Raw genomic sequence first — 20541 nt, forward strand, 5'->3', positions numbered from 1 at the left:
GGGCGTCGGCATGGTAAACCGAAAGTCGCGCCGTTCACGCCCGGCGCCGACGTTTTCAAGTTGTGGTCTGTCGTTGGGCGCGAGCCTGGATGATCGCTGCCACCAGCATGTCGCCGGTGACCGGCTTGCGCAGGAAACCATCGAAACCGGCAGCGAGCACCTGCGATTCGGCATAGGCATCGGAGCGGGCGGTCACCGCCACCAGTGGCAGCTCGTAGCCCAGGGTGCGCAGCTGGCGGGCGATCGCAGTGCCGTCCAGCGCCGGCAGGTCGAGATCGAGCAGGCCAACATCGAAGCCGTCGGTGGCGATCTCCGACAAAGCCCCCAGGCCGTGCAGCACATGCACTACGTCATGGCCGCGGCTGCGCAGCAGGCCGGCGATGACCTCGGCCACGGTGGCATCGTCCTCCACCAGCAGGATGCGCAGTGGCGGCAGCACCGGCTGCGCAGGCGCTTCGCCCGCGGCGGCGGCGGCCTGCCGGGTCCAGGGCAGCGGCAACCGCACCCGGAAGCGCGCGCCCTTGCCTGGCTGGCTGTCCACTTCGATGCGCCCGCCCATGGCCGCGGCCAGCTCCTGGCAGATCGCCAGGCCCAGCCCGCTGCCGCCATAGCGCGAGGCCGTGCGCGGGCCCTCCGCCTGCTCGAATCGGTGGAACAGCCGCTCCTGCTGCTCGACATTGATACCCGGACCACTGTCGTGCACTTCGAAACAGAGACCGCCGCCGTACCTTTCCAGGTGCACGGCCAGGCCGACATGCCCGCGCTCGGTGAACTTGATCGCATTGCCCAGCAGGTTGAGCAGGATCTGCCGCACGCGCATCTCGTCGCCACTGACGCTGATCGGGCCGGGCGGATCGTCGCCACGCTGGAAATCCAGCTTGCGCTGTTTCGCCATGGGCTGCATCAGCGCCTGCACCTGGTCGAGCAGGCCGGCCAGGTCGAACGGGCGCAGATCCAGCTCCAGCCGGCCCGCCTCGATGCGCGCGAGGTCCAACGCATCGTTGACCAACCGCAGCAGATGGCTACCGGCCTGCTGGATGGAGCCGGCATAGCTGCGCTGCACCGGGTCCAGCGGTGTGGCCAGCAGCAGCTCGCTCATGCCCAGCACGCCGGTCATCGGCGTGCGCACTTCATGCCCCAGCGTGGCCAGGAACCGGCTCTTGGCCTGCGAGGCCTGTTCGGCCAGCTCCTGCTTGTGCACGGTCAGCTGCCATTGCTGGCGACGGCGCAGGCGCGCACGGATCGACCAGACCAGGATGAGCAGCAGCAGCGAACCGATCAGGATGTAGCCGAAGATCGCCATGCCGCTGCGCCACCACGGTGGCAGCACCTTCACCTGCAGCTGCTGCGAAGGCATCCATGCACCATTGGCGGTGGCCGCCTGCACTTCGATGACGTAACTGCCGGTGGGCAGTCGCGACAGCGTGCGCTGGCCGTCGCCGCCCTGCTCCACCCAGTTCTGGTCATACCCGCGTACCCGGAAGCGGTAGCGGTTGCCCTGTGGATTGGCATACGACAGCAGCCGCGCATCGATCTGCAGATCGCGATCATCCGGTCCCAGCAGCAGGGTGCCGGTGTTCGGCAGCGGCTGCCAGCCGCGTGCATCGTCGCGGCGCACGCGCACCTCGGCAATCACCAGCGAAGACCCGGGCAGCACCACGTCGTCGGCATTCACGTCGAAAGCGACCAGGCCGGTCTGGGCCACGGCCAGCACGCGGCCATCGGCATTCACCGCCGGCGGCCGGCTGGTGAATTCGGCATCGGACAGGCCATCGCGTTCATTGAACAACTGCAGGCGCCGGGCTTTCGGGTCCCAGCGCAGCAGGCCGCGCGGCGTGGTCGCCCACACCCGGCCATTGTCGGCCAATGCCAGGCCACCCATGCTGACCGGCGGCACACCGGCGCTTCCATCAATGCGCTGGATCAGGCGCAGGCTCATGCCATCCCACTGGTAGCGCTCCAGCGCGCCCTGGCGGGCCAGCCACAGCTGCTGCGGATCCACCCACACCAGGTCGTAGATCAGCCCGCGCGAGACCCCCGGCACCGCTTCGAAGCGACCGGCCTGCTCACGCCAGATGCCCATGTCGCCCATCACCCATGCCTTGCCATGGGCATCGAAGCGGATCTGCTCGATGGGTGAATCGGCCGCTTTGCGGAAATCCTCGAGTGGATAGCTGTGCAGCACCCGGCCATCCGCGCTGCGCTGCTGCAGGCCCAGGTTCATCACCGAAAGCCAGACCGTGCCATCGGGCGCCTGCCGCATCAGGTCGATGCGCTGGCGCAGGTCGGCGCCTCCATCGATATGCCAATCGTGCAGCGCGCGGGTGGCCGGGTCATACACGCTGATGCGGCCGGCACGCCCCAGCCACAGGCGCCCGTCCGGCCGCGGTAGTACCGACCACACCGCACCGCTGCCGATCTCGCGGTCGCTGGCCAGCAGGCGCAGCGTGCCGTGCGCATCCAGCTGATACACGCCGTGCGCCGAACCCACGTAGTAGTTCTGGCCGTCACTCGCCGCGCCCAGCAGGTACTGGCTGTCCAGCGGCTTGCCATCGAGCTGGTTCCAGATCGAGAAGCGGCGCCAGTCCGGCGGCAGGTAGGCCAGCCCCTGGGTCAGCAGGGCCACCCACAGTCCGCCCTCGTGGTCCTGCAGCAGATCGAGCACACCGCTCTGTGCAGTGAGGAAACCACTGCCGCGGTCGCCATCGAGCCGCCACAGCGCACTTGCGTCGCCGCGCAGCAGGCCGTCGGACGTGCCCGCCCAGTAGCCGCCCTGGCGATCGGCCAGCACCAGTGCCGAGCGCAGGCGGGCGCTGTCGCTCCAGCGCGGACGACTGACCCGGTCCTGCGCATCGATGCGGTACAGGCCGTCGTTCTGGCTGCCGAGCCAGATCGAACCGTCCGGATCACGGCTCATCCTCAGCACGCTCAGCGCGCCCAGTTCGCGCGATGCCACCGGCTCGAAGCCAACGCCGTTCCAGCGCGCGACCCCGGCCTCGGTGCCGATCCACAGGCGTCCCCGGGCATCGACCAGGCTGCTGTAGATGGTGTTGCTGGGCAGGCCGTCGGCACGGGCCGGGTCGTGCTTGAAGAAACGCAGGCTGCCGTCCTCGCCGAAACGGCAGATCCCCTGGCTGCTGGTGCCGATCCACAACGCATCCCCGGCGTAGGCCAGCGTCCAGAACTGGCTCATGCAGGGGCCATTGACCGCATCGAAGGTCCTGAAGCGCTCGCGGTCGGCATCCAGGCGGGCCACGCCCTTGCCATTGATGCCCACCCACACCCGGTCCAGCGGATCGACCAGCAGGGTCTCGATCTCGTTGCCGGGCAGCGAGCCGGGCTGTTCCGGATCGTGCTCCCAGACCCGCAGCGAGCTGCCGTCGTAGCGCACCAGCCCGCCATCGGTTGCGGCCCAGACATGGCCCTGGCGGTCTTCGGCCAGTGCCAGCACCATGCGCGACGGCATGCCTTCGGCGGCACCGAAGCGCCGCAGGCGCGGCGTTTCTGCCATGTCCAGGGCTGCAGCCGCCGTGGCAGACGCCAACAGCAGCAGCCCCATTGCCGCGATGCCCATGCACCACAGGCGCCAGCTGCTCGTCATCCTGAACCCCCTGTCCTGCCCCGATTGTCACACAGGGCCGGGGTCATGGCTGCAACAGCCTGTTGCCGGGGCAGGACCACCACGAACTGTTGCAGCCATGCACGCATCCTTGGCAGGGGCCTGTGCGTATGATCACAGCGTCCCCCTTCCGGAGCCCGCCATCGATGCGTCCCTGCCTGGCCCTGCTGCCGATGCTGCTCGCCACCGCTCCCGCCTGGGCGGATGCAGATACCTATCGCCTCGATCCGGTACATACACGTGTGCTGTTCGGCATCGACCACGCCGGCTATTCGCAGGCCATGGGTACGGTGTCTGGCAGCGAGGGCCGCCTGCAGTTCGATCCCGACAACTGGCGCGAGGCCACGCTGGACGTCGAGGTCCCCGTGTCGCGATTGGACCTTGGTGATGCCAAATGGAACCAGGCCACGCTGGCCCGCAGCCTTCTGGATGGCGAGCGTTTCCCGAAGGCACACTTCGTCTCCACCCGGGTCGAACCGATCGATGCCAAGCGCGCCCACGTGATCGGCACGCTGACCCTGCGCGGGGTCAGCCAGGAAATCACGCTGGATGTGACCCTCAACGCCATCAAACGCTACCCGCTCCCCCCGTTCCGACGCACCGCCGGCTTCTCCGCCAGCACCACCCTGAGCCGGCGTGCGTTCGGCATCACCGCCTGGCCGGGCGTCATCGGTGATGCAGTACAGCTGAGGATCGAGGCTGAAGCCACCCTCGACCGCAGCGACGCCCCGGGAACTCCCGCTCCCGTTCCGCACTCCGACCCCAAGACGGCCCCCTAGAGGACCCTTCATGACCGCCAAGAACACCCCCGCCGCCTGGGGGAGTGTCAGCCAGATCCTGCATTGGTTGATTGCACTGCTGATCCTCGCCCTCGGCGTGGTCGGCCTGACCATGGGTGAACTGCCCAAGACCCCCAAGTATTTCTGGGTCTACACCGCACACAAGTCGATCGGCATCACCGTGCTGGCGCTGGTGCTGTTCCGCCTCGGCTGGCGCATGTACGCCGGCGCGCCCAAGCCGGTGCCGGGCGTGCCCAGCTGGCAGGAACGCATTGCCGGCGCCACCCACGTGCTGCTGTATGTGCTGATGTTCGCCATCCCGCTGTCGGGCTGGCTGTACGACTCGGCCAGCGGCCTGCGCCCGTTCCGCTGGTTCGGCCTGGTCGACGTGCCCAAGCTGAGCGGCCCCGATCCGCAGGTGGTCGCGGTATCGCACGCCATCCACGAATACGGCTTCTGGCTGTTGATCGCGGTGGTGCTGGCCCATGCCGGCGCTGCCTTCTACCACCACCTGTTCCAGCGCGATGCGACCTTGTCCCGCATGTTGCCGCGCGGCTGGCTTGCCTCCCCTCAGAAGGACTGACCGATGAACCTGAAACTGACCACTCCGGCCGCCGTGGCCGCCGCCCTGGCCGGCATGCTGGCCACCGCCCCGGTGCTCGCCGCCGACTACGCGCAGGCCCCCGGCGCCGGCTCGATCCTGGTGTTCGCCACCAAGTACGACGGCGAAGTGTTCACCGGCAGCTTCCCGGGCTTTGCCACCAAGCTCAGCTTCGACCCGGCCAATCCGGCCGCCGGTTCGCTGGACGTGGTGATCCCGCTGGCCGGCGCCAAGAGCGGCAACAGCGACCGTGACTCGACCCTGCAGACCGCCGATTTCTTCAATGTCGGCAAGTTCGCCACCGCTCGCTACACCGCCAAGGGTTTCCGCGCGGTGGGCAATGACCAGTTCGCCGCCGATGGCACCCTGGAACTGCGCGGGGTCAGCAAGCCGGTCACCCTCACCTTCACCTGGAAGCCGGGCACCCAGCCGGTGCTGACCGGCAAGGCCACGGTCAAGCGCCTGGACTTCGGTGTCGGCGGCGGCGACTGGGCCGACACCAAGACCATTCCGGACGAAACCGCGATCAGCACGATCGTGAAGTTCGACGCGAAATGAGCAATGGGCCGGGGCATGGCCCCTGCCGCATCCTGTAGAGCCGAGCCATGCTCGGCTGCTGCGTGCGGCGCGACCGCGCCTGCCGCCGGGCCATGCCCGGCGGATTCAACCCTCGGCCAGCCAGGCCTGCACACGGGCCGCGTCGAACGGCCAGTCCAGCTCACGACCGCCAGTCTCGTCGCGCAGCACCGGCACCCGCGCGCCATAGCGCGCTTCCAGCGCCGGCTGATCGTCCAGGAACACCGATTCGAACTCCGGTGCCCCCGCCTTGGCCAGCTCGGCCAGGGCCATGTCACACAGATGGCAGTCGTCGCGCTGGAACAGGGTCAACACCGGTTTTGCTCCCTCTGCCGAAATGCTGCGCCGCAGCCATGGAAGTGCGGCATGAACCGCTAGAATAGCGGTCTCCTCCGGTACCCGCAGTACGGCAACCATGGCTGTCAGCACGTTCGACGTTTTCAAGATCGGCATTGGCCCGAGCTCCTCGCACACCGTCGGGCCGATGAAGGCCGCCGAGCGATTCATCCATCGCTGGCTGCTCGACCCGGGTCGCCTGCACGAAGTCGCGCGCATCCGCGCCGATGTCTATGGCTCGCTGGCACTGACCGGCCGCGGCCATGGCACCGACAAGGCAATCCTGCTGGGCCTGGAAGGCCAGCGGCCAAACCTGATCGACCCGGACATCATTCCAGCCACGCTGGAGCGCATCCGCAGCAGCAAGCGCATCCAGCTGATGGGCCAGCACGAAATCGCTTTCGACGAGAAACGCGACCTCGGCATGAACAAGCGCCAGAAGCTGCCGTACCACACCAACGGCATGCGCTTCACCGCGTACAACGCCGAGGACGAAGTGATCGCCACCCGCGACTATTACTCGGTCGGTGGCGGCTTCGTGGTCAACCAGGACGACGCGGCCGATGACCGCATCGTGCCCGACGAGACCCCGCTGCCCTACCCGTTCAAGAGCGGCGACGAGCTGCTGGCGCAGACCGCGCGCAGCGGCCTGAGCATCGCCCAGCTGATGTTCGAGAACGAGAAATGCTGGCGCAGCGAAGACGAGATCCGCGCCAACCTGCGCGAGATCTGGAGCGCCATGCAGTCGTGCGTGGCACGCGGCATCCGCGAGGAAGGCGTGCTGCCGGGTGGCCTGAAGGTGGGCCGTCGTGCGCCGGCGCTGTACCGCGAGCTGTCGTCGAAGCCGGAAGCCGCGATGCGCGATCCGCTGACCACGCTGGACTGGGTCAACCTCTATGCGCTGGCGGTGAACGAAGAGAACGCCGCCGGTGGCCGTGTGGTCACCGCGCCGACCAACGGCGCAGCCGGCGTGCTGCCGGCGGTGCTGCACTACTTCGATCGCTTCTGCCCGGGTGCGAACGAGCAGCGCGTATTCGACTTCCTGCTGACCTCGGCGGCGATCGGCATCCTCTACAAGGAGAACGCCTCGATTTCCGGCGCCGAAGTGGGCTGCCAAGGTGAAGTGGGCGTGGCCTGCTCGATGGCGGCCGGCGGCCTGGTCGCCGCGCTCGGCGGCAACCCCAGCCAGATCGAGAACGCCGCGGAAATCGGCATGGAGCACAACCTCGGCCTGACCTGCGACCCGATCGGAGGCCTGGTGCAGATTCCGTGCATCGAACGCAATGCGATGGGCGCGGTGAAGGCGATCAACGCCTCGCGCATGGCCATGCGTGGCGACGGCAAGCACAAGGTGTCGCTGGACAAGGTGATCAAGACCATGCGCGATACCGGGCGCGACATGCAGGACAAGTACAAGGAAACCAGCCGCGGTGGCCTGGCGGTGAACGTCATCGAGTGCTGAATTGTAGAGCCGAGCCCATGCTCGGCTGATGGGGCAGTGGGTAGAGGCGACCGTTGGTCGACTATCGCGCGCAGCGCGGGATTTTCGCGGTCGGGACGAAGAGCAGTCGACTGACAGTCGACTCTACCCAGTCGCACGACGCCATCACCGGTTTGCGGTTAGGCTCGGGGCTCCCCCGCCCAGGACCACCCCATGCGCGTGATCGCTGCCGCCCTGCTTGCCTGCCTTCCGCTGTCCGCCCTCGCCGCCTCCACCTACGGGCCACGCCTGGAAGGCTTCGACTACGGCTATCCGGTGAAGACCTTCGCACTGGAGTCGCAGCGGCAGTCGCTGGAAATGGCCTACCTGGACATCGCGCCGAAGAAGGCACCGGTCGGCGTCGTGGTGCTTCTGCATGGCAAGAATTTCTGTGCGGCCACCTGGAAGGAATCGATCAAGCCACTGATCGCCGCCGGCTACCGGGTGATCGCCCCGGACCAGGTGGGCTTCTGCAAGTCCAGCAAGCCCGAGCGCTACCAGTACTCGTTCGCGCAGCTGGCCGCCAACACCCATGCGTTGCTGCAGCAACTGCAGCTGGGGGATGTACCGGTACACCTGGTCGGCCACTCGATGGGCGGCATGCTGGCGGTGCGCTACGCGCTGATGTACCCGCAGGACCTGCGCAGCCTGTCGCTGGTCAACCCGATCGGACTGGAAGACTGGAAGGCGCTCGGCGTGCCCTGGCGCAGCGTGGATGCGTGGTATGCCGGCGAAATGAACATCAGCTATGAGAGCATCCGCCGCTACCAGCTGGAGGTTTACTACGACGGCAAATGGAAGCCGGCCTACGAGCCGTGGGCACGCATGCAGTCGGGCATGTACGAAGGCCCGGGAAAGCAGGCCGTTGCCTGGAGCCAGGCACTGGCCTCGGACATGGTGTTCAACCAGCCGGTGGTCTACGAATTCAAGAACGTGCAGGTGCCGACCACGCTGTTCATTGGCCAGAAGGACCGCACCGCGATCGGCCGGGATCTGGCGCCGCTGGCGGTGAAAGCGACGCTGGGCAATTACCCAGTGCTTGGCAAGGCCGCGGCAGCCGCCATTCCAGGCGCAACGCTGGTCGAGTTCGCCGAGCTGGGCCATTCGCCGCAGGTGCAGGACCCGAGGCAGTTCAACAGCGCGTTATTGAAGTCCTTGAAGTCACGCTGACCGGCAGGCGTGCCCCTGTAGGGCCGAGCCCACGCTCGGCTCATACGGCAGGATGGGGATTCGGTCAGTAGCAGCCGAGCATGGGCTCGGCTCTACAAGAACCGTGCGATCAACCCACGATCCTCAGCACGTCATCCAGCAACGCAGCGGCAGTGACTTCCGCGCCCGCACCCGGCCCCTGGATCAACAGCGGCTGGCGTTGGTAGCGATCACTGTGGATGGCCACGCGGTTGTCGGTGCCTGCCCCCTGCGCCAGCGGGTGATCCGCAGGCAGCTCACGCAGGCCCACCTGCGCGCCCTCGCCATCAACACGGCCAACGAAACGCAGCACGCGGCCGTTGTCGCGCGCCTGCTGCCAGCGCGCCTGCAACGGCGCGTCCAGTTGTTCCAGCGCGCCTACCGCTTCCTCCAGCGGCAACGCCGCCAGCGCCGCAGGCACCAGCGAATCCACCTGCACCTGCGCGGCATCCAGCGCCAGGCCACTGCTGCGGGCGAGGATCAACAGCTTGCGCCGCACGTCTTCGCCGGACAGGTCCAGGCGCGGATCGGGCTCGGTGTAGCCGGCCGCCAACGCCTCGCGCACCGCCGCCGAGAACGGCGACTGGCCGTCGTAACGATGGAACAGCCAGGCCAGCGAACCGGACAGCACACCCTCGATGGCATGGATGTGATCGCCACCAGCCACCAACGCACGCAGGCTGCTCAGCAGCGGCAGGCCCGCGCCCACCGTCGCGCTGTCGCCATAGCGCGCGCCACTGTCGGCGCAGCTTTCGGCAATCGCCTGCGCGCGTGCCAGCTGCGCACCACGGCCCAGCTTGTTGGCGGTCACCACGTGCACGCCGCGCGCCAGCCACTGCACGTGGCGCGCGGCCACGTCTTCGCTGGCGGTGGCGTCGACCACAACATCGCCACGCTCCAGCCCCTCGGCGCTCGCCCACGGCGGCGAACTCTGTCCATCGCGCGGTGCACGTCGTGCCAGCTCCAGCGGCAACGCCAGGTCACGATCGATTTCCAGCGCAGTGCGTGAATTGGCCAGCCACTGCACGCTGGGCAGTTCCAGCCCACGCGCCCGCAATGCCTGGTAACGCTGCACGAAGGCCGAGCCGACCGTGCCGGTGCCGAGCAGCGCCAGGCGTCCCACGCCCAGCGCAGGAATTTCAGCGGCGAGCGCGCTCATGCATCCACCACCTGTTTGCGGCGTGCAGCCGCATCGATCACTGCTTCGGCGCGCTGCAGCGCGGCGCCCAGGTCGGCCAGCAGGTCACGCTCGGCCTCGATGCCCACCGACAGGCGCAGCAGGCCTTCGCTGATGCCGGCGGCGGCACGCGCTTCGGCGGTCATCGCCGCATGGGTCATGGTGGCCGGATGCGCGACCAGGCTTTCAACACCGCCCAGCGATTCGGCCAGGGTGAAACAGCGCAGGCCATCGACAAAGGCACGCACTGCCGCATGCGGATCATCACCTTCGCAGTCAGCCAGTTCGAACGACAGCATCGCGCCGAAGCCACTCTGCTGGCGGGCGGCGATGGAGTGGCCCGGGTGATCGGCCAGGCCCGGATAATAGACGCGGCCGACCGCCGGATGCTGGTCCAGCAGCGCCACGATCGAAGTGGCGTTCTCCTGGTGCACGCGCAGGCGCGCATCCAGCGTGCGCAGGCCGCGCAGGGTCAGGAAGGCATCGAACGGCGAACCAGTCAGGCCCAGCGCGTTGCCCCACCACACCAGCTGCTCGTGCAGTTCCGGATCGCGCGCAACCACCGCGCCGCCCACCACATCGCTGTGGCCATTGATGTACTTGGTGGTGGAGTGCAGTACCAGGTCCGCACCGAACGACAGCGGTTGCTGCAGGGCCGGCGACAGGAAGGTGTTGTCGACCACAACCAGAGCACCTGCCTTGTGCGCGGCATCGATGACGAAGCGCAGGTCGGTGATGCGCAGCAGCGGATTGGACGGGGTTTCCACCAGCACCAGCTTCGGCTGGGTGGCCAGCGCCTGCGCCAGCGCGCGTGGATCGGTCAGGTCGGCGGTGACCAGTTCGAAGTGCCCCTTCTTTGCCAGCGCATTGAACAGGCGCCAGCTGCCGCCGTATGCATCGTGCGGCACCACCAGGGTGTCACCTGGCTGCAGCAGTGCGTTCAGCACCAGGTTGATCGCGCCCATGCCGGTGGCGGTGATCACGCCGCCCGCGCCGCCTTCCAGCTCGGCCAGCGCTTCCCCCAGCAGGTCGCGGGTCGGGTTGCCACTGCGCGTGTAGTCGTACTGGCGCTTGTTGCCGAAGCCTTCAAAGCTGAAGTTCGACGACAGCACGATCGGCGGCGTGACCGCGCCATGCGCGGTGTCGCGATCGATGCCGGCACGGACGGCGGCAGTGGTGCGGCTACAGGACGGCTCGTTGGCGTGCAGGCTCATGCGGACTCTCCAGAGGTGCGGAAGGCGGTGGCGAGGATCGCGTCGATGCGATCGGTTTCTTTGAGGAAGGCGTCGTGGCCGTAGGGCGAGCGCAGCACGCGCAGGCTGCCGCGCGGCCCCAGCCCCTCGACCAGGCCGACCAGGTCGGCCAGCGGTACCAGGCGGTCACCTTCCACGGCCACCACCACGGTCGGCGGCAGGATGGCGGCGGGGTCGACGCGGTGCAGGTCGATCGATTCGGACAGGCGCAGGTAGGCGGTCACCGGTGTGCGCGCGACGTACTGCGCGCCGGCAGCATCCAGGTAGTCTTCGGCGGCGACGCGCACGCGGCCGTTGATCACTTCGGGCGCGGCGTCGAAGCGCTCGCCGAATTCTTCCGGGGTGCGGTAGCTGAGCATGGCGAACTGCCGGGCCAGCGCCAGGCCGTGGTCTTCGCCGCACTGCAGTTGGCCGAGGGCGACGGCACGGCGCTGCAACGCGCGCCAGGCGGCGGCATACGGGTGCGGGCGATGCGCACCGCTGGCCAGCACCAGCTGGCGCACGCGGGCACGATGGCGGATCGCGAACTGCTGGCCGACCAGCGCGCCATACGAGTAGCCGACGAAGGCCCTCAGCGTGCGGATACCCAGATGATCCAGCAGCAGCGCCAACGCATCGGCCTGGTCGGCGGTATCGATCGGCACGTCCAGCGCACCATCAGCCCCGATGAAGTCGAACGCCAGCACGCGCAGCTGCTGCGGATCCAGCGTGCGACCACTGCCGACCAGCTCTTCGGCCCAGCCCTTCTCGCTGAACTGCGGGTTGGAGGCCACATGGCGATGCGCGGAAATGCCGCCGGCCAGCACCACCACCGGCGCGTTGGCCGGGCCGACCCACTCGTAGCGCAGGCGCACCGGGCTGGGGCCGGCATGACGCATCGACAGCACCGCAGCGAACTCGCCGCGCTCGGCATGCACGCGGTCTTCGACCGGCACGCTGACGGGGACAAAGGGTTCGGGGCGAACGGCGGTACTGGCAGCGAAGCTCATGGCGGGATCCGGTTGGGGAATCGGCCATCGAGCCTTCGCGGGGCTCGCGTTCGAGATGCACGTGCGGTGCATGGTTCGAACCATCTTTCGGTGGACGCCACGGTCCCCGCAGGATTTGGCACCTACGCAGACGCTTTCGCATCCGCGGGCTGCCCCGGCTTCAAAGGGCCTGTCCCTCTGCCGGTCTCGATGGTGACGCCACGATGCCAGCCCTTCCCGGCACTGTCAATCCCTTCATGCGGATAAAGCGATGAATATTTTCATCCTCAGTATGCGAGAGGCGTCGCGGTCGCTCCGTTCAGGATCGGGTACAGTCCCGGCGGTCCATTTTTCTGAATCCGCTGATGCCACGCCTGCCCTTGACCTGCCTGCTCCTGCCGCTGCTGGCCAGTGCCTCCGCCGGCGCCAGCGACTGGCGACAGGGCTGGGGGATGCTGCCGAAGGCGCCCACCACCGCCAGCGCCGACGCGAGGACAGGGGCCGCGAAGGAGGCCCTTCCGATGGCCCAGCTGCGCCTGCAGCCGATCGGCGAGCAATGGCAGGCACGCATCGACAACACCCTGGCCGGCCCGTTGCAGATCGAACTGCGCGCGGCCCCCGGGCACCCGGTCGACGGCCTGCCGGTGCAGTCACTGATACAGGGCGACAGCAGCCTGGTGGTCGGCCACCTCCCCGCGCCGGTCAACGGCCGGATGCTGGACCTGCGCCTGCAATCGGTGCCGGGCAACCCCGCTGCACAGGCCGAGGATGTGGCCTACCGCCTGCCCTTCGATGATGCGCGCCCGCGCGTGGGCCAGGCGCCGCAGGGCCGGTTCAGCCACGATGACGAGGAAAACCGCGATGCGGTCGACTTCGCGCTGCCTGAAGGCACGTTGGTGCTGGCCGCACGCGAGGGCACGGTGATGCAGATCCAGGATGGCTTCCGTGGCAACGGCCAGGACCGCGAACGCGATGGCGGCCGCGCCAACTTCATCCGCGTGCTGCACAGCGACGGCAGCATGGCCCTGTATGGCCACCTGCAGGCGGGCGGCATGCGCGTGCGCCGTGGCCAGGCAGTGGGAGCCGGGCAACCCCTCGGCCTGTCCGGCAACAGTGGCTACAGCAGCGCCCCGCACCTGCACTTCGTGGTACAGGTCAACCGCGGCATGGGCCTGCGCTCGGTGCCGGCGCGCATCTTCACCGAGCAAGGCCAGCTGCAGTTCGCCCGCCAGGGCGAGGCCGACGGCGGCACCGGGCGCTGACCGGCCCCGGCCGGTATAATCGGGCGCTTATCTCTTTGAAAAGCGCCCCGGGCGGGCGCCACTGCCATGTCCGAAGTCGCCAACGAAGCGTCGCGTCGCCGCACCTTCGCCATCATCTCCCACCCTGACGCCGGCAAGACCACGCTGACCGAAAAGCTGCTGCTGTTCGGAGGCGCGATCCAGATGGCCGGTTCGGTCAAGGGCCGCAAGGCCGCCCGCCACGCAACGTCCGACTGGATGGCGCTGGAAAAGGAGCGCGGCATCTCGGTCACCTCCTCGGTGATGCAGTTCCCGTACGAAGGCAAGATCGTCAACCTGCTCGACACCCCCGGCCACGCCGACTTCGGCGAGGACACCTACCGCGTGCTGACCGCGGTGGACTCGGCGCTGATGGTGATCGACGTGGCCAAGGGCGTGGAAGAGCGCACCATCAAGCTGATGGAAGTCTGCCGCCTGCGCGACACCCCGATCATGACCTTCATCAACAAGCTCGACCGCGAGGGCAAGGACCCGATCGAGCTGCTGGATGAAGTGGAAACCGTGCTGGGCATCCAGTGCGCCCCGGTCACCTGGCCGATCGGCATGGGCCAGCGCCTGAAGGGCGTGGTTCACCTGCTGACCGGGGAAGTGCACCTGTACGAACCGGGCCGCAACTTCACCCGCCAGGACTCGACCATCTTCCCGTCCATCGATGCACCCGGCCTGGCCGAGAAGATCGGTGCACAGATGCTGGCCGACCTGCGCGACGAACTGGAACTGGTGCAGGGCGCCAGCCACCCGTTCGACCTGGACGCCTACCGCGCCGGCAAGCAGACCCCGGTGTTCTTCGGCTCGGGCGTGAACAACTTCGGCGTGCAGCCGCTGCTGGACTTCTTCGTCGAGCATGCGCCGTCGCCGCAGGCACGCTCCACCACCGGCCGCGAGATCGCCCCGGAAGAGAACAAGCTCACCGGCTTCGTGTTCAAGATCCAGGCCAACATGGACCCGCAGCACCGTGACCGCGTGGCGTTCATGCGCGTCTGCTCCGGCCGTTTCAGCGCAGGCATGAAGACCTTCCACGTGCGTACCGGCAAGGAAATGAAGCTGGCCAACGCCCTGACCTTCATGGCCAGCGATCGTGAAATCGCCGCCGAAGCGTGGCCGGGCGATGTGATCGGCATCCACAACCACGGCACCATTTCCATCGGCGATACCTTCACCGAAGGCGAAGCGGTCACCTTCACCGGTATTCCGAACTTCGCCCCGGAACTGTTCCGCCGCGCGCGCCTGCGCGATCCGCTCAAGCTCAAGCAGCTGCAGAAGGGCCTGGCCCAGCTGTCCGAAGAGGGCGCCACCCAGTTCTTCCGCCCGCTGACCAGCAACGACCTGATCCTCGGTGCCGTCGGCGTGCTGCAGTTCGACGTGGCGGCCTATCGCCTGAAGGACGAGTACGGCGTGGAAGCCACCTTCGAGCCGGTCAGCGTGACCACCGCGCGTTGGGTCCACTGCAGCAACGAGAAGAAGCTGGAAGAGTTCCGCGAGAAGAATGCGCTGAACCTGGCACTGGATGCGGCCGGCCACCTGGTCTACCTGGCACCGACACGGGTCAACCTGCAGCTGGCGCAGGAACGCTCGCCGGACGTGCGTTTCTCGGCCACCCGCGAAGCGGCGCATACCGTTTCGGCAGGCTGATGCCCCGGGGTCGGATCCCTTTCCGCAGGAAAGGGCTCTGACCCCAGCACCCGTCGCCGGTTCATCCGTGCAACCCGGGGATTCATCGACCATACGGTGACAGGCGTGCAGATGCCGCCCATCGCGGCGATGATAGGGGGGGTGCGGGTCCCCCTCCCCGCGAACGATGCCTACGCCATGTCCACGACTTCCGTTGCTTCGATCCGCGAAGAAATCGCCAGCGCCCTGACCCACGGCCTCGGTGCCGTGCTCGCCCTGGGCGCCGGTGCAGTACTGATCACCCTCGCCGCCATCTACAGCGATGGCTGGCAGCTGGCCGGCGCGATCGTATTCGGCATTGCGCTTCTGCTGCTGTACACCGCCTCCACTCTGTACCACGCCATCCAGCACCCGGTCGCCAAGGGCCGCCTGAAGGTGTTCGACCACTGCGCGATCTACGTATTGATCGCCGGCACCTATACCCCGTTCACCCTGATCGGCCTGCGTGGCCCGTGGGGTTGGGGCCTGTTCGCCGCGATCTGGACCCTGGCCCTGGCCGGGGTGGTGTTCAAGCTGTTCTACACTGGCCGCTTCAAGGCGCTTTCCACCGGCATCTACATCGCCATGGGCTGGCTGGTGATCGTTGCGATCAAGCCGATGCTGGCCTCGATCGACGGCTGGACCCTGGGCTGGCTGCTGGCCGGCGGCCTGTCGTACACGCTGGGCACCTACTTCTACCACCGCGAATCGATCCCCTATTCGCACGCGATCTGGCACCTGTTCGTGATCGGCGGCAGCGTCTGCCACTTCGTCGCGGTGACCATGCAGGTGCTGTAACACGAACCAGCGCGCCGCATGTGCACATGATGCACATGGACGCTTCGCGCCCCGTCCACGATGAGGGGGCAACCATGGCGGCGTGAATGATGCCGCTTCCCCTGCCACAACGCGCGCTCCCCGCTGGCGCCTCCGCAGACCTGGCCCGCGCGGCCGGCGCTGGCTGACGGTCCTGGTCTTCCTGCTGGCGGTGATCCTGGTGCTGATCGCGCTGTGGGACTGGAACTGGTTCAAGGGTCCGGTCGAGCGCGCGGTGCAGGCACGCACCGGTCGTGCACTGCACATCGGGCATCTGGATGTCGACCTCGGCCGCACCAGCACCATCCGTGCCGATGCCATCACCTTCGCCAATGCCGGCTGGGCGAAGCAGCCGAACATGGCCACGGCTGACCGCGTCGAGATCGACGTGCGGGTGTGGCCCCTGCTGCGCGGCAGCGTGCAGCTGCCGGAAGTGCGCCTGACCCGACCGGACGTGCTGCTGGAAACCGCCCCGCGCAAGGGCGAGCCGGGCAACTGGGATTTCCTGGGCGACAGTAGCGGCGGGACAAGCCCGCAGCTCAAGCGCCTGCGCATCGACGACGGCCGGCTGCAGTTCCTCGACGCAATGGGCCGCACCGACATCCGAGTGGGCGTGCGCAGCGGCCAACCGAAACAGGCCGATGCCTCGCCGCCGCTGCTGGTGCAGGGCAAGGGCCATTGGCAGGGCAACCCGTTCACCCTGCAGGGCGGAACCGAATCACCGCTGGAGCTGACCGACAGCGACCATCCGTTCCGCATCCACCTCGACGGTCGCGCCGGCGCTACCCGCGCGGTGGCCAGTGGCACGCTGACCAATCCGTTCCAGCTGCGGGTGTTCGACCTGCAGTTCGCGCTCAGTGGCCAGGACCTGGCCGATCTCTACCCGCTGCTCGGCATCGCCATCCCGCCCTCACCGCCCTATGCATTGGACGGACGGCTGAAGCGCGACCACAACGTCTGGCGCTACGACAGCTTCACCGGCAAGGTCGGCGACAGCGACCTCGGTGGCAACCTGCAGTTCGAGGTGGGACGCGACCGTCCACGGCTGACCGCAACACTGGAATCCAAGCGCCTGGACTTCGATGACCTGGCCGGCTTCGTCGGCGCGCCACCGAAGACCGGCGGCGGCGAAACCGCGAATGCGGAACAGAAGGCACAGGCCGCCCGTGTCGCCGCCAGCCGCCGGGTATTGCCCGACACGCCCTACAACCTGGGCAAGCTGCGCGCGATGGATGCCGACGTGCGCTGGAAGGCGCACCGTATCAACGCACCCTCGTTGCCGCTGGACGACATGGACGCGCATCTGCTGCTCGATGACGGCGTGCTGCGGCTGGACCCGCTGAACTTCGGCGTGGCCGGCGGTGACATCCGCAGCACGATCCGCATGGATGCCCGCCAACCGCAGATCCGCACCGCGCTGAAAGCCAGCGTGCGCGGCGTGCAGCTGGGCCAGCTGTTCCCCGATGCGAAGCTGGCCGAGCAGGCCAAGGGCGGCATCGGTGGCGAAGTGGACCTGAGCGGACGCGGCAACTCGATCGCCGCGATGCTGGGCAGCAGCAGCGGCAAGGTCGGCCTGGCGATGGGCCGCGGCCATGTCGGCAACCTGGTGATGGAACTGGCTGGGCTGGACATCACCGAATCACTGAAATTCCTGGTGACCGGCGACAAGCAGATTCCCCTGCGCTGCGCCTTCGCCGACTTCGGCGTGCGCGACGGCCTGATGACCAGCCAGGCACTGGCGGTGGATACCACCGATACGATCCTCATCGGCGAAGGCACGGTCAGCCTGCGCGACGAGACCATGGACCTGCTGCTGAAGCCACGCCCGAAGGACAAGAGCATCCTGGTGCTGCGCTCGCCGCTGCACATCACGGGCACGTTCAAGGACCCGTCGTTCCGCCCGGACTTCAAGGCGCTGGGCATTCGAGGCGCCGTGGCACTGGCGCTGGGCAGCATTGCCCCGCCGGCGGCGCTGCTGGCGACGATCGAACTGGGGCCGGGGAAGGATGCCGACTGCGGTGGGCAGTATGCGAAGTAGGGTTACAGCGTTGTTCGCGGCGCCTCTTTTTCCGCGCATAGAGCCGGAGCAAGGCGACAGGCAGGACACGCCGTAAATACGTCCCTGTAGGCTCGGTCGGCGCATCCATGCGCCTCACGGTCCTGCCTGCCGCCTTGCTCCGGCTCCGGACAGTTTCCCGCGCGCGCGGAACGAGAGCGGAAATTCAAAGTCAAAAGAAAAAAGCAAAGTCAAAAGCTGTTGCCAACCAAGGTTGGCAGCTACCAAGGGCGAGGCACCGCGCATGTACGCACCGCGCTCGCAGAAATGTGTCCAGAGGCGGAGGGCATGGGCGTGCAGGACCGTTGGCGCCATGGATGGCGCCATCGAGCCTACAGGGACGTACTTGCGGCGTGTCCTGCACGCCCATGCCCTCCGCCTCCCGACATATCAGGAAGGCGCTGCTCTCAGCTCTGGCTCTGGCTCTGGCTCTGGCTCTGGCTTCGAAAAGCGGGCCGGCGGGCCGCAGGCCCGCCAGCGAACACCTCACCCGGCAACGATGTACTGCTGCAGCTGATCCAGCTCGCGCCGCTGCGCATCGATCACCGACTTCACCAGGTCACCGATGGAGATCACCCCCAGCACCTGCGCGCCCTCCACCACCGGCAGGTGGCGGATGCGGTAGTCGGTCACCAGCTGCAGGCAATGCTCCACCTGCTCGCCCGGCGACACCGTCACCACCTGTGCCGTCATGATCTCCGCCACAGCCGTATCGCGCGAAGAACGATCACGCAGCACGATCTTGCGCGCGTAATCGCGCTCGGACAGGATGCCGACCAGCCTCGGGCCGTCCATCACCAGCACCGCACCGATGCCCTTTTCCGCCATCAACCGGATCGCATCGATCACCGCCGCATCCGGCGCGACCGCATGTACTTCAGGAGACTTGCCGTCCAACAGTTGCCGTACCGTGGTCATCCGCCTGCCCTCCGAGGGTGGGTTGCAGGGCCGAGTCTGCCACGGACGATGCTAGCCACGCGTCAACCAGGTACAACGGCCGCTGCTTGGACTCTTCGTACAGCCGCCCCAGGTACTCGCCGATCAGGCCCAGCGCGATCAGCTGCACCCCGCCCAGGAACAGGATGACCGCCATCATCGTCGGCCAGCCCGCCACCCGGTCGCCATACAGAGCCGCCTTTACGATTACCCACAGGCCGAACACGAAGGCCACCGCCGCGGTTGCCAGCCCCAGGTAGGTCGCCGCACGCAGCGGCACGGTCGAGAACCCGGTAATGCCTTCCAGGGCGAAGTTCCACAGCCGCCACAGGCTGAACTTGCTGGTGCCGGCCACGCGTGCCTGGCGGTGATAGGGCACCGCCACGCGCTTGAAGCCCACCCAGCTGAAAAGCCCCTTCATGAAACGATGGCGCTCACGCATCTCGCGCAGCGCACTCAGCGCGCGCGGAGACAGCAGGCGGAAATCCCCGGTGTCAGCCGGGATCGGCGTACGCGACAGGCGCCCCATCACGCGGTAGAAGATCGCCGCCGTGGCACGCTTGATCCAGGCCTCGCCATCGCGCGCCAGCCGCGTGCCATAGACATTGTCATGGCCCTCGCGCCAGCGCGCGACGAACTGCGGCAGCAGTTCGGGCGGATCCTGGCCGTCGGCGTCGAGGATCATCGCCGCACCTTCGCGCACCAGGTCCAGGCCAGCGGTCAATGCCGCTTCCTTGCCGAAATTGCGCGACAGCTTCAGCGCGGAGACCCGCGCGTCGGCCTGGGCCAGGCGGGCGATCACCTCCCAGGTCCCATCATGGCTGCCGTCGTCCACGTACAGGATGTGGCCGTCGATGTCGGGCAGCACATCGAGCACCGCGCACAACCGCGGATGCAGCAACGGCAGTGCCAGTGCCTCGTTGTAGGCGGCGATGACGAAAGTGAGCCGTTCGCGGGTCATGCCCGGATTGTACGTTGCCGCCGCCCACAGATCAGGCGGCGCGCGCTCACTCGTCCGACAGGTACGCGGCCCCACCCAGCTGCCGTGCCTGGCGCTGGATCCAGGCGGCGCGCCGCTGCACGTACGGCCCTGGCTTTGCGGCGTTGTAGCGCCGTGGCGCCGGCAGCACCGCTGCCAGCCGCGCGCTCTCGGCCGGGCTCAGCCGCGCCGCATCCTTGCCCCAGAACGTCTGCGCTGCCGCTTGCGCGCCATAGACACCGTCGCCGAACTCGGCAATGTTGGCGTACATCTCCAGGATGCGTTCCTTCGGCCACAGCGCTTCGATCAGCACCGTGTACCAGACCTCCAGGCCCTTGCGCACCCAGCTGCGGCCCTGCCACAGGAACAGGTTCTTGGCCACCTGCTGGCTGATCGTGCTGGCACCGCGCAGGCGCCCGCCCTTGGCATTGTGGTCACGGGCCTTCTCGATGGCCTGCAGGTCGAAGCCGTTGTGGTCGGGGAAGCGCTGGTCCTCCGCCGCCACCAGCGAGATCGGCAGGCTCGGCGCCATCTGGTCCAGATCGCGCCACTGGTAATGCAGGCGATAGGACCAGTCCGCCTCGCACAGCGCCTCGCCGTAGCGCCACAGCATCACCGTGGACACCGGCGGGTCGATGAACCGCAGCACCAGGACCTGCAGGCAGCTGAAGGCGGCCAGCAGTACCGGCAGCCACAGCAGCCGTTTCCAGCGCCAGCGCCTGCGGCGCGGGCCTTCTGCCACGGCTTCCACCTTGTGCTGCTCTCCCCCTGCCCCCATTACTGGTGCATCCTTCTTCTATCTGGTTGTCGGCGCATTATCCGGCAA

At 67.7% G+C, this 20541-nt stretch carries 17 protein-coding genes and 1 riboswitch; of the genes, 9 read left to right on the plus strand and 8 right to left on the minus strand.

All coding sequences use genetic code 11. The annotated features are described in order from the left end of the window. Positions 1–55 precede the first annotated feature (55 nt). Complete coding sequence (locus AASM09_RS17070; protein WP_343368550.1) at positions 56–3601, minus strand: hybrid sensor histidine kinase/response regulator; 3546 nt, start codon at positions 3599–3601, stop codon at positions 56–58. Positions 3602–3765: 164 nt separating this feature from the next. Between AASM09_RS17070 and AASM09_RS17075 the strand changes: the two genes are divergently transcribed. Genes AASM09_RS17075 through AASM09_RS17085 form a run of 3 tightly spaced genes read left to right on the plus strand, consistent with a single transcriptional unit; the run spans position 3766 to position 5557 of the window. Continuing rightward, entirely contained in the window at positions 3766–4398 is a 633-nt protein-coding gene (locus AASM09_RS17075; RefSeq protein ID WP_049428094.1) for a YceI family protein, read from the plus strand. A 10-nt stretch (positions 4399–4408) separates the two neighbouring features. Then, positions 4409–4981 (plus strand): cytochrome b, encoded by a 573-nt coding sequence (locus tag AASM09_RS17080; protein ID WP_049428096.1) that lies wholly within the window; start codon positions 4409–4411, stop codon positions 4979–4981. A 3-nt stretch (positions 4982–4984) separates the two neighbouring features. Beyond that, positions 4985–5557, plus strand: coding sequence for a YceI family protein (locus tag AASM09_RS17085; RefSeq protein WP_006384701.1), 573 nt, complete (start codon positions 4985–4987; stop codon positions 5555–5557). A gap of 105 nt (positions 5558–5662) precedes the next feature. Here AASM09_RS17085 and AASM09_RS17090 read toward each other — a convergent pair whose 3' ends face one another. Next, positions 5663–5890 carry a glutaredoxin family protein gene (locus AASM09_RS17090; protein ID WP_049428098.1) on the minus strand — a complete coding sequence of 76 codons (228 nt, stop codon included), beginning with the start codon at positions 5888–5890 and terminating at the stop codon, positions 5663–5665. 100 nt (positions 5891–5990) lie between these two features. Between AASM09_RS17090 and AASM09_RS17095 the strand changes: the two genes are divergently transcribed. Beyond that, positions 5991–7373: an L-serine ammonia-lyase gene (locus tag AASM09_RS17095; RefSeq protein WP_024956918.1), complete on the plus strand. Its 1383-nt coding sequence runs from the start codon at positions 5991–5993 to the stop codon at positions 7371–7373. Positions 7374–7565: 192 nt separating this feature from the next. Beyond that, positions 7566–8561 (plus strand): alpha/beta fold hydrolase, encoded by a 996-nt coding sequence (locus tag AASM09_RS17100; RefSeq protein WP_049428099.1) that lies wholly within the window; start codon positions 7566–7568, stop codon positions 8559–8561. Positions 8562–8670: 109 nt separating this feature from the next. On the opposite strand, the gene AASM09_RS17105 is transcribed toward AASM09_RS17100, so the two are convergent. The 3 genes from AASM09_RS17105 to metX are packed head-to-tail and all read right to left on the minus strand — an operon-like array spanning position 8671 to position 11998. Then, complete coding sequence (locus AASM09_RS17105; RefSeq protein ID WP_049428101.1) at positions 8671–9738, minus strand: homoserine dehydrogenase; 1068 nt, start codon at positions 9736–9738, stop codon at positions 8671–8673. Next, entirely contained in the window at positions 9735–10970 is a 1236-nt protein-coding gene (locus tag AASM09_RS17110) for an O-succinylhomoserine (thiol)-lyase (RefSeq protein WP_049428103.1), read from the minus strand. The genes AASM09_RS17105 and AASM09_RS17110 overlap by 4 nt, the downstream gene beginning before the upstream one ends. Further along, positions 10967–11998, minus strand: a complete 1032-nt coding sequence (metX, locus tag AASM09_RS17115; protein ID WP_049428105.1) for a homoserine O-succinyltransferase MetX — start codon at positions 11996–11998, stop codon at positions 10967–10969. Before metX ends, AASM09_RS17110 begins: the two co-directional genes overlap by 4 nt. 77 nt (positions 11999–12075) lie before the next feature. Then, positions 12076–12194, minus strand: a riboswitch (SAM riboswitch). Between the two features lie 148 nt (positions 12195–12342). Here metX and AASM09_RS17120 point away from each other — a divergent pair. The 4 genes from AASM09_RS17120 (at position 12343) to AASM09_RS17135 (ending at position 17782) form a co-directional block, all read left to right on the plus strand. After that, a complete protein-coding gene (locus AASM09_RS17120) occupies positions 12343–13239 on the plus strand; it encodes a M23 family metallopeptidase (RefSeq protein ID WP_049428107.1) in 897 nt (298 codons plus the stop codon). Between the two features lie 66 nt (positions 13240–13305). Next, on the plus strand, positions 13306–14910 hold the full coding sequence (locus AASM09_RS17125) for a peptide chain release factor 3 (protein ID WP_049428108.1): 1605 nt from the start codon (positions 13306–13308) through the stop codon (positions 14908–14910). A 177-nt stretch (positions 14911–15087) separates the two neighbouring features. Further along, positions 15088–15726 carry a PAQR family membrane homeostasis protein TrhA gene (trhA, locus tag AASM09_RS17130; protein WP_010482744.1) on the plus strand — a complete coding sequence of 213 codons (639 nt, stop codon included), beginning with the start codon at positions 15088–15090 and terminating at the stop codon, positions 15724–15726. Between the two features lie 82 nt (positions 15727–15808). Next, positions 15809–17782 (plus strand): AsmA family protein, encoded by a 1974-nt coding sequence (locus AASM09_RS17135; protein WP_049428110.1) that lies wholly within the window; start codon positions 15809–15811, stop codon positions 17780–17782. Between the two features lie 504 nt (positions 17783–18286). Here AASM09_RS17135 and AASM09_RS17140 read toward each other — a convergent pair. From AASM09_RS17140 to mtgA, 3 genes are read right to left on the minus strand one after another with little or no spacing between them, the layout of a single operon-like run. Then, on the minus strand, positions 18287–18718 hold the full coding sequence (locus AASM09_RS17140; RefSeq protein WP_012511858.1) for a CBS domain-containing protein: 432 nt from the start codon (positions 18716–18718) through the stop codon (positions 18287–18289). Beyond that, positions 18678–19697, minus strand: coding sequence for a glycosyltransferase family 2 protein (locus tag AASM09_RS17145; protein ID WP_049428112.1), 1020 nt, complete (start codon positions 19695–19697; stop codon positions 18678–18680). The genes AASM09_RS17140 and AASM09_RS17145 overlap by 41 nt, the downstream gene beginning before the upstream one ends. A gap of 46 nt (positions 19698–19743) precedes the next feature. Beyond that, positions 19744–20493 (minus strand): monofunctional biosynthetic peptidoglycan transglycosylase, encoded by a 750-nt coding sequence (gene mtgA / locus AASM09_RS17150; RefSeq protein WP_049428115.1) that lies wholly within the window; start codon positions 20491–20493, stop codon positions 19744–19746. Positions 20494–20541 lie beyond the last annotated feature (48 nt).

The sequence above is a fragment of the Stenotrophomonas maltophilia genome (assembly GCF_039555535.1).
Classification (GTDB): Bacteria; Pseudomonadota; Gammaproteobacteria; order Xanthomonadales; family Xanthomonadaceae; genus Stenotrophomonas; species Stenotrophomonas maltophilia_Q.

Excerpts from the sequence above, each read along its gene's own strand:
- AASM09_RS17070 (WP_343368550.1), bottom strand. The coding sequence starts at position 3,601 with ATGACGAGCAGCTGGCGCCTGTGGTGCATGGGCATCGCGGCAATGGGG.
- AASM09_RS17080 (WP_049428096.1), top strand. The coding sequence starts at position 4,409 with ATGACCGCCAAGAACACCCCCGCCGCCTGGGGGAGTGTCAGCCAGATC.
- AASM09_RS17075 (WP_049428094.1), top strand. The coding sequence starts at position 3,766 with ATGCGTCCCTGCCTGGCCCTGCTGCCGATGCTGCTCGCCACCGCTCCC.
- AASM09_RS17085 (WP_006384701.1), top strand. The coding sequence starts at position 4,985 with ATGAACCTGAAACTGACCACTCCGGCCGCCGTGGCCGCCGCCCTGGCC.
- AASM09_RS17125 (WP_049428108.1), top strand. The coding sequence starts at position 13,306 with ATGTCCGAAGTCGCCAACGAAGCGTCGCGTCGCCGCACCTTCGCCATC.
- AASM09_RS17100 (WP_049428099.1), top strand. The coding sequence starts at position 7,566 with ATGCGCGTGATCGCTGCCGCCCTGCTTGCCTGCCTTCCGCTGTCCGCC.
- AASM09_RS17120 (WP_049428107.1), top strand. The coding sequence starts at position 12,343 with ATGCCACGCCTGCCCTTGACCTGCCTGCTCCTGCCGCTGCTGGCCAGT.
- mtgA (WP_049428115.1), bottom strand. The coding sequence starts at position 20,493 with ATGGGGGCAGGGGGAGAGCAGCACAAGGTGGAAGCCGTGGCAGAAGGC.
- trhA (WP_010482744.1), top strand. The coding sequence starts at position 15,088 with ATGTCCACGACTTCCGTTGCTTCGATCCGCGAAGAAATCGCCAGCGCC.
- AASM09_RS17105 (WP_049428101.1), bottom strand. The coding sequence starts at position 9,738 with ATGAGCGCGCTCGCCGCTGAAATTCCTGCGCTGGGCGTGGGACGCCTG.
- AASM09_RS17110 (WP_049428103.1), bottom strand. The coding sequence starts at position 10,970 with ATGAGCCTGCACGCCAACGAGCCGTCCTGTAGCCGCACCACTGCCGCC.
- AASM09_RS17140 (WP_012511858.1), bottom strand. The coding sequence starts at position 18,718 with ATGACCACGGTACGGCAACTGTTGGACGGCAAGTCTCCTGAAGTACAT.
- AASM09_RS17145 (WP_049428112.1), bottom strand. The coding sequence starts at position 19,697 with ATGACCCGCGAACGGCTCACTTTCGTCATCGCCGCCTACAACGAGGCA.
- AASM09_RS17095 (WP_024956918.1), top strand. The coding sequence starts at position 5,991 with ATGGCTGTCAGCACGTTCGACGTTTTCAAGATCGGCATTGGCCCGAGC.
- metX (WP_049428105.1), bottom strand. The coding sequence starts at position 11,998 with ATGAGCTTCGCTGCCAGTACCGCCGTTCGCCCCGAACCCTTTGTCCCC.